Annotated in this window: 1 pseudogene; it reads left to right on the forward strand. The window is 71.0% G+C overall.

Annotated features, from left to right (window positions below):
• Positions 1-455: pseudogene (locus O7A70_RS34035) on the forward strand (Re/Si-specific NAD(P)(+) transhydrogenase subunit alpha); the annotation flags it as partial.

A 455-nucleotide genomic window follows, 5' to 3' on the forward strand; every position in this document is an offset into this window, starting at 1 on the left:
CTGATCTCGTTCTTCTACCCTGCGCAGAACGAGGAGCTGCTGAAGCGCTGCGCCGAGACGGGCGCCGCCGTCATCGCGATGGACATGGTGCCGCGCATCAGCCGCGCCCAGAAGATGGACGCCCTGCCGTCCATGGCGAACATCGCCGGCTACCGCGCCGTCATCGAGGCGGGCGCCAATTTCGGCCGGTTCTTCACGGGCCAGGTCACGGCGGCGGGCAAGGTGGCGCCCGCCAAGGTGCTGGTGATCGGCGCCGGCGTCGCCGGCCTCGCCGCGATCGGCACCGCGACCTCGCTCGGCGCCATCACCTACGCCTTCGACGTCCGGCCGGAGGTCGCCGAGCAGATCGAGTCGATGGGCGCGAACTTCGTGTTCCTCGACTTCGAGGAGGCGCAGCAGGACGGGGCCGCGACCGGCGGCTACGCCGCGCCGTCGAGCCCCGAGTTCCGCGAGAA

It is taken from the genome of Mesorhizobium sp. Cs1299R1N1 (genome assembly GCF_037179655.1).
Lineage (GTDB): Bacteria > Pseudomonadota > Alphaproteobacteria > Rhizobiales > Rhizobiaceae > Mesorhizobium > Mesorhizobium salmacidum.